Source organism: Pseudonocardia sp. KRD291 (assembly GCF_019263595.1).
Classification (GTDB): Bacteria; Actinomycetota; Actinomycetes; order Mycobacteriales; family Pseudonocardiaceae; genus Pseudonocardia.
Window position 1 is genome coordinate 24,272 of sequence record NZ_JADQDD010000036.1, and the last position, 6,626, is coordinate 30,897.

8 protein-coding genes are annotated in these 6,626 nt (G+C 74.1%); 5 read left to right on the forward strand and 3 right to left on the reverse strand.

Annotated elements, in window-relative coordinates:
• Positions 1 to 9: 9 nt before the first annotated feature.
• From I4I78_RS08010 to I4I78_RS08020, 3 genes are all read right to left on the reverse strand, one after another.
• Entirely contained in the window at positions 10 to 975 is a 966-nt protein-coding gene (locus tag I4I78_RS08010; RefSeq protein ID WP_218610583.1) for an NADPH:quinone oxidoreductase family protein, read from the reverse strand.
• A 111-nt stretch (positions 976 to 1,086) separates the two neighbouring features.
• On the reverse strand, positions 1,087 to 1,392 hold the full coding sequence (locus I4I78_RS08015; RefSeq protein WP_218610584.1) for a hypothetical protein: 306 nt from the start codon (positions 1,390 to 1,392) through the stop codon (positions 1,087 to 1,089).
• Positions 1,393 to 1,534: 142 nt separating this feature from the next.
• Entirely contained in the window at positions 1,535 to 1,966 is a 432-nt protein-coding gene (locus tag I4I78_RS08020) for a hypothetical protein (RefSeq protein ID WP_218610585.1), read from the reverse strand.
• A 299-nt stretch (positions 1,967 to 2,265) separates the two neighbouring features.
• On the opposite strand from I4I78_RS08020, the gene I4I78_RS08025 reads away from it, so the two are divergent.
• From I4I78_RS08025 to I4I78_RS08045, 5 genes are all read left to right on the forward strand, one after another.
• A complete protein-coding gene (locus tag I4I78_RS08025) occupies positions 2,266 to 2,802 on the forward strand; it encodes a hypothetical protein (RefSeq protein ID WP_218610586.1) in 537 nt (178 codons plus the stop codon).
• An 18-nt stretch (positions 2,803 to 2,820) separates the two neighbouring features.
• Positions 2,821 to 3,870 carry a DNA polymerase IV gene (locus I4I78_RS08030; protein ID WP_218610587.1) on the forward strand — a complete coding sequence of 350 codons (1,050 nt, stop codon included), beginning with the start codon at positions 2,821 to 2,823 and terminating at the stop codon, positions 3,868 to 3,870.
• A gap of 41 nt (positions 3,871 to 3,911) precedes the next feature.
• Positions 3,912 to 4,295, forward strand: coding sequence for a hypothetical protein (locus I4I78_RS08035; RefSeq protein WP_218610588.1), 384 nt, complete (start codon positions 3,912 to 3,914; stop codon positions 4,293 to 4,295).
• A 252-nt stretch (positions 4,296 to 4,547) separates the two neighbouring features.
• Positions 4,548 to 5,039, forward strand: a complete 492-nt coding sequence (locus tag I4I78_RS08040) for a carbonic anhydrase (RefSeq protein ID WP_218610589.1) — start codon at positions 4,548 to 4,550, stop codon at positions 5,037 to 5,039.
• An 83-nt stretch (positions 5,040 to 5,122) separates the two neighbouring features.
• The coding region (locus I4I78_RS08045; RefSeq protein WP_218610590.1) for a hypothetical protein at positions 5,123 to 6,626 on the forward strand (1,504 nt) is incomplete at its 3' end.

Consider the following 6,626-nt stretch of genomic DNA (forward strand, 5'->3'; position numbering starts at 1 on the left):
GCCGATCTCCTAGACCTCCAGGACGACCTTCCCGGTGACGACGCGGTCGTCGATCCGCGCCAGCGCGTCCGCGGCCTTCTCCAGCGGGAACCGCTCGCTGATCAGCGGGTCCAGCGCGCCGGAGAGGATGTGGGGGGTCAGCTCGTCCCACTCGTGGGCGACGAAGCCCTCGCGGGGCAGCGCGAACGCCCCCCAGCCGACGCCGCGGACGTCGATGTTGTTCAGCAGCAGCCGGTTGACCTTCACGGTCGGGATGTCGCCCGCGGTGAACCCGACGACGAGCAGCTTGCCCAGCGGGGCCAGGCTGCGCAGCGAGTCGGTGAACCGGTCGCCGCCGACCGGGTCGATGACGGCGTCGACACCGGCCCCGCCGGTCAGCTCCTTGACCGCGTCCTTGAACCCCTCGGCGAGCACCGTCTCGTGCGCTCCCGCCCGACGCGCGGCCTGCGCCTTCGCCTCGGTGGACACGACCCCGATGACCCGCGCCCCGAGCGCGGCGGCGAGCTGGACGACCGCGGTGCCGACACCGCCGGCGGCGCCGTGCACCAGCACGGTCTGCCCCTCCCGGAGCTCCCCGCGGGTGACGAGCGTGAAGTGCGCGGTCAGGTAGTTCATCGGCAGGCACGCACCGGCCGCGAACTCGACCTTCTCCGGCAGTGGCAGGACCGCCCACTCCGGCACCGACACCGTCTCGGCGAACACGCCGGACATGGTGAACGCGACGACCCGGTCACCGACCGCGTAGCGGCTGCCCTCGCCGACCTCGCGCACCGTGCCGGCGCACTCGGAGCCGAGCGTGAACGGCGGGTCCGGCTTGTACTGGTACATACCCTTGGTCAGCAGCAGGTCCGGGAAGTTGACACCGGCCGCGGCGACGTCGATCAGGATGTGCCCGTCCTCCCGGGCCGGCGCCTCGACCTCGTTGACCCGGACCGCGGACGGCCCTCCCAGCTCGACGACCTGCACAGCGCGCACGTGCTCCCCTTTCCCGGACTACCACCACGGGCCGTCACGATCATCGACGGCGTTCGGGCCATCGAATCACGCGGGGAGACCGTGTGCGGGCAGGGCTTCTTCCGCGCGCGGTCAGGCCGGCTGCGCGTCCCCGTAGCGCGGGCTGCGCGGCTCGCTCAACGCGTCGCACAGATCGGCCAGACGGTGGTCGATCCGGTCCTGTACCCGCTCCAGCGCGTCGAGCTCGAGCATCAGATCCAGGGCGCTGCACGCGCCGTCGGCACCGGCGAGCACCCGTTCCAGCTCACCGCGGCGTTCGCGGGCCCGTTCGCGGCAGGCGTCGGCCGTGGCCTTGTGCGCGGCCAGGCGGGACAGCGCGGTGCCCTCGACGGCCTCCGACACCGACGCGACGCGTTCCTGTAGCAGGTGAGGGTTCACGGGCACGACCTCGCAGGTGGTGGTCCGGGGCCGTCCGGTCGGATTCCGGGCGGCACGGTGCACGCGGCCGGTGGTGACGGCCGCCACAACCACGGTAGACGATCTTCCTGTGTCCCGCATCACGCCGGCGGGCGGACGGAGCTCAGTGCGAGGCGCGCTGCTGCGGGATGATGCTGTCCAGCGACGAGCGACGGCGCTCGACCGCCAGGTCGGTCGTCAGGTGGAAATGCCCGCGACGCGAACGCCGGCACAGGTACGCCCGCTGCGGGCGGCTCCCGAGGCTCTCCAGCTCGCGTGCCGAGCACTCGGCCGAGTCCCGGTCCGGGTAGATGACCTTGCCGTCACTCCCGAAGCCCTGGATCCGCGGGTCGCCCTCCAGCTCGCGCCGGCCGGGGCGGCAGACCTCCGGGCGCCCGCTGCGCATCAGCCGCGCGTAGCGGACCAGCACCCGGCCACGCTCGGCGTCGGCGATCCCGCGTCCACCGGGCAGCGACTCCAGACCCTCCACCGGCCTGCGCGCCGCCGGGATCATCCCGGGGTTCGCGGCCGGTGCGGTGTCGTTCTGGCTGTCCATGTCGCCTCCACGCTGTCGTCATCTGTGGATCGCTGGGGACATCCTGCCTCGTTACCGCTCCCCTCGGGGTAGCACGATCGTGTCACATACTCCCGCAATATTGATGATCGAGACTACTCAGAGTGAGAACATGCAGGTCGGCGCTCAGGATCGACCATTTGCCGGAACCGGGGACGGTACGGACGTCATCCGTGCGGGTGACCGGCAGCTCTCCGCACTGTCCGGCCTCGCGCAGCCCCGTATCCTGGGACTCCGATCCTCCGCATCGGGCGAAGTTCCTGTGGCTCCGGGGGGCCCTCATGGCGATCCAGACCGACACCGGCGACGTCGGCGGCCTGCGCGACGGGCCCGCGTGGGACGACGTGCTCACCGGCTCCGACCTCGGGGCCGGCATCTTCGACGTGCGGTGGGACGTCCGGCCCCGCCTGCGTCGCTGGCTGGCCGCGCACGGCCTGCCCGCCGCGTCGAGCCGGGAACCGCACCTGCCCGCCGTCGACGCGTGGGCGCTGCTCGACGGCGGCGTGATCTCGGTGGCCTCGGTCGCGGTGGCCCCGCGCGACCCGGCCGTCGGCGGCCAGGTCCTCTCCCCCGGCATGCGGGTGCTCGGTTTCCGCACGTTCCGGCTGCTCGTCGCCCAGCTCGCGCTCCCCGGGCCGGCGACCGTCCTGTCCGGCGAGGCCGTCTCCGACCCGGACGCGCTGCGGGCCGAGTTCGAGAACCGCCGCGTCGACGGTGCCGCCCGCGAGCAGGCGGAACTCCTGGCCAGCTGCACCGACCGGTCCTCGACGCGCTGGGTGGCCGCCGTCCTACGCAGCGGCCCACCGGCCGCGCCGTAGCCCGTTCCCACGCTCGCCGTGTCTCGCTGGATCCTGCACGTCGACCTCGACCAGTTCATCGCCGCGGTCGAGATCCTGCGCCGCCCCGAGCTCGCCGGACGCCCGGTCGTCGTCGGCGGGACCGGCTCGCCGGACGAGCGCGCGGTCGTCGCGACCGCCTCCTACGAGGCGCGCGAGCACGGCGTCGGGTCCGGGACGCCGATGCGCCTGGCCCGGCGCAAGCTCCCGGACGCGGTGTTCCTGCCCTCGGACACCGACGCCTACCAGCTCGCATCGGACGAGGTGATGGACGTGCTGCGGGCCACCGGGGAGCCGGTGGAGGTGATCGGCTGGGACGAGGCGTTCGTCGGCACCGACGCCGACCCGCGCGCTCTCGCCGACCGGATCCGACGCGACGTCGCCAAGCACACCCGGCTGTCCTGCGCGGTCGGGATCGGCGACAACACGCTGCGTGCGAAGACCGCCACCGGCTTCGGGAAGCCCGGCGGGGTCTTCGAGCTGACCGCGCGGAACTGGTTCGCCACGATGGGCGACCGCGATCCGGAGGCGCTGCCCGGGATCGGACGCCGGACCGCCCGCAAGCTCGCCGAGCTGGGGCTGACCACGGTGACCGCGCTGGCGCAGGCCCGCCCCGGTGACGTCGCCGCACGTCTGGGCCCACGAATGGGCCCGTACTGCGTCTCGCTCGGGCGCGGGATGGGCCGCACCGAGCTCGAGACCGGCCGCTACATCCCCCGCTCGCGCAGCCGCGAGACCACGTTCGGGCAGAACATCGACGACCCCGAGCGGCTGCGCGCGGAGGTCACCACGCTCGCGCACCAGGTCGCCGCGGACGTCGCCGAGGAGGACCGCGACGTCGCCCGGGTCGGGCTGAAGGTGCGCCTGGCGCCGTTCCGCACCCACACCCGTAGCGCCGCGATCACCGCACCGGGACGCGACGGCGACGCCATCGCCGGGGTGGCGATCGAACTTCTGGAGGCGATGGCCCCGGACCGCCCGGTGCGCCTGCTCGGGGTCCGCGCGGAGTTCGCTGCACCGGCGGACCACCCGCACGGCGGGCGGGCCTAGCCTGACCCGGACCGGCCACCGGCCGGTGCCGAGGACGAGGGGTGGACGTCATCGCCGAGACGTGGACCAGCGACGAGTGCGCGGAGCACTGGGGCGTGAAGACGACGACGTGGCTCGGCTACGTCAGCCGTGACCAGGCACCGGCACCGCTGCCCGGCACCGACGACCGTCGACGCAGACGCTGGGACGCCGACGAGGTGCGGGCCTTCCCCCGGCCCGGGGCTGGGCGCAGCCGGGCCGGTGCGAGTGACCGGGCCGAGGCGTTGCTGGCCCGGATGCGCGAGGTCGCGGCCCAGGAGCCGCCGTCGCGGGAGGAGCAGAAGGCGCTGCTCGCGACCGGGCACGAGCAGGGCCTGGAGATCAGCGCGATGGCCCGCGCCCTGGGCGTGTCGCGGCGCACCGCGCACACCTGGCTCAAGCCCTGAGCGGGCGACTTGCCAGCGGCACCGGATCACGATCTACTCATGCTGTGATGCGCACCTGGCTCGAGGCTTTCTGGCCCAGCCGTCGCATCGTGCAGTTCGACGAGTTCTGTCGCCCGGCCGCGTAGCGCGGCCCTCCGCCTGCCCGGCAGGAGGATGGGGCCGCCGCGCGGCCACTCACGTCCCACCGCCGTCGTGGGCACGTGCTCGCGACGGCATCCGACTGCTCCGAACACCCTTCTCACGGGAGAACCCATGTCCGTCACGGACGACCTGCTCGCGAACAACGCCGACTACGCCGCGAACTTCTCCGGACCGCTGCCCCTGCCGCCCGCCAAGGGCGTCGCCGTCGTCGCCTGCATGGACGCGCGGATCAACGTCTACGGCGTGCTCGGCCTGGCCGAGGGCGAGGCACACGTGATCCGCAACGCCGGCGGCGTCATCACCGACGACGGGATCCGCTCGCTCGCGATCAGCCAGCGCCTGCTCGGCACAGAAGAGATCATCCTGATCCACCACACCGACTGCGGGATGCTGACCTTCACCGACGACGGCTTCAAGTCCTCCATCCAGGACGACACCGGCATCAAGCCGCAGTGGTCCGCCGAGGCGTTCGGCGACCTCGACACCGACGTCCGCCAGTCGATCGCCCGGATCAGGGCGAACCCGTTCGTCCCGAACAAGGACTCGATCCGCGGCTTCGTGTTCGACGTCGCGACCGGCAAGCTCAACGAGGTCTCTGCCTGAGTGGACTCCCGGTGCCCGTCTCCGGGCGGGCGCCGGGCCCACCCGATCATGGCCGTACTGACCCGGCACGGACGGAGGCACGGATGAGGGGCCTGTCGCCGGGGTGGCGCGCCGAGCACGTGGTCGCGGCGAACCCGCTGCGTGGGTCCAACGGGATCGCGTTCGGCCCGGACGGCCTGCTCTACGTCGCGCAGTTCACCGGCGGCCGGATCAGCACCCTCGACGTCGACACCGGGGAGACCGCGGTCGTCGCCGACGCGCCGCTGACCGCTCCGGACGACCTGGCCTTCGACGCCGACGGCACCATGTACGTCGTCGACCTGCCCCCGGGTCTGGTCCGGCGCCGCGACCCGGACGGCTCGCTGCCGGTCGTCGCCGACGGGATCGCCGCACCGGACGGCATCGCCTGCGTCGGGCGGCGGCTGTTCGTCAACGAGCTGGTCCCGGACGGTCGCCTGCTCGAGATCGAACTCGACGGCGGCCCGCCGCGGGTGCTCGCGGGCGGGCTCGTGATGGGCAACGCGATGCAGGCCGGGCCGGACGGGCAGCTCTACTACCCGCATCTGGGCGGCGGCGAGGTGTGGCGGGTCGCGATCGACGGCCCACCGCGTCCCGAGCTCGTGCTGGACGGTCTCGACCGGCCGGTCGCGGTGCGCTTCGACCGCGACCGGGCACTGCTCGTGCTCTCGAACGCGACCGGTGAGCTGCTCCGGCTCGACCTCGACACCGGCGCCCGCACGGTCGTCGAGACCGGGGTCGGGGGCGCGGACAACGTCGCGGTCGGCGCGGACGGGCGGCTGTTCGTCTCGGGCGCGTTCCGCGGCGGGATCGTCGAGCTCGCTCACGGCCACGCGCCCCGCTCGCTGGTGCCGGAGGGGCTGCACGGCCCGTTCGGGATCACCGTCGACGGCCGCGGCCGGACCGTCGTCGCGGACGAGTTCGCGCTGCGCGTCGCGGTGCCGGGCGGGGCGCCCGCCCAGCTCGGAGCGCTGGGCGCCACGACGCCGCTCGGTGCCCGCGGGATCGCGATCGCCGGCGGGGAACTGCAGGTCACGACGCGTCTCGGGGAGCTGCACGCCGGCGACCCCGAGCGCGGGATGCGCCGGCGCGCCGCGGGCCTGCGTGAGCCCGGCGGCGTCGTCGCGGCCGGCGACGGCGGGGTGCTGGTCGCCGAGACCGGGGCCGGGCGGGTCCTGCACGTCGACACGGCCGACACGGTGACCGTGCTCGCCGACGGGCTCGACCGGCCCGTCGACGTCGTCCGGGACGCGTCCGGGGCCTGCTACGTCAGCGAGTCCGGGCACGGCCGGGTCGTGCGGGTCGACGACGGCGCCGTGCTCGCCGACGGCCTCGACGGGCCCGAGGGGCTGGCCGCGCTGGACGGGTGGGTCTACTGCGTCGAGGCGCGGGCCGGGCGGCTCACCCGGATCCGGCCGTCGGACGGGCACACCGCGACGGTCGTGACAGGCCTGGCCACGGCCGTCCTGCCCGGCCACGTCGCGCCCGGCTCCGGCGACTCGCCCGCGGGCCGCCCGGTGCCGTTCCACGCCGTCGCGGTGGACGGCGCGAGCCTGCTGGTCGGAGCAC

Bases quoted from the DNA above. Each gene is read 5' to 3' on its own strand.
- I4I78_RS08020 (WP_218610585.1), bottom strand. From the start codon at position 1,966: ATGGACAGCCAGAACGACACCGCACCGGCCGCGAACCCCGGGATGATC.
- I4I78_RS08025 (WP_218610586.1), top strand. From the start codon at position 2,266: ATGGCGATCCAGACCGACACCGGCGACGTCGGCGGCCTGCGCGACGGG.
- I4I78_RS08040 (WP_218610589.1), top strand. From the start codon at position 4,548: ATGTCCGTCACGGACGACCTGCTCGCGAACAACGCCGACTACGCCGCG.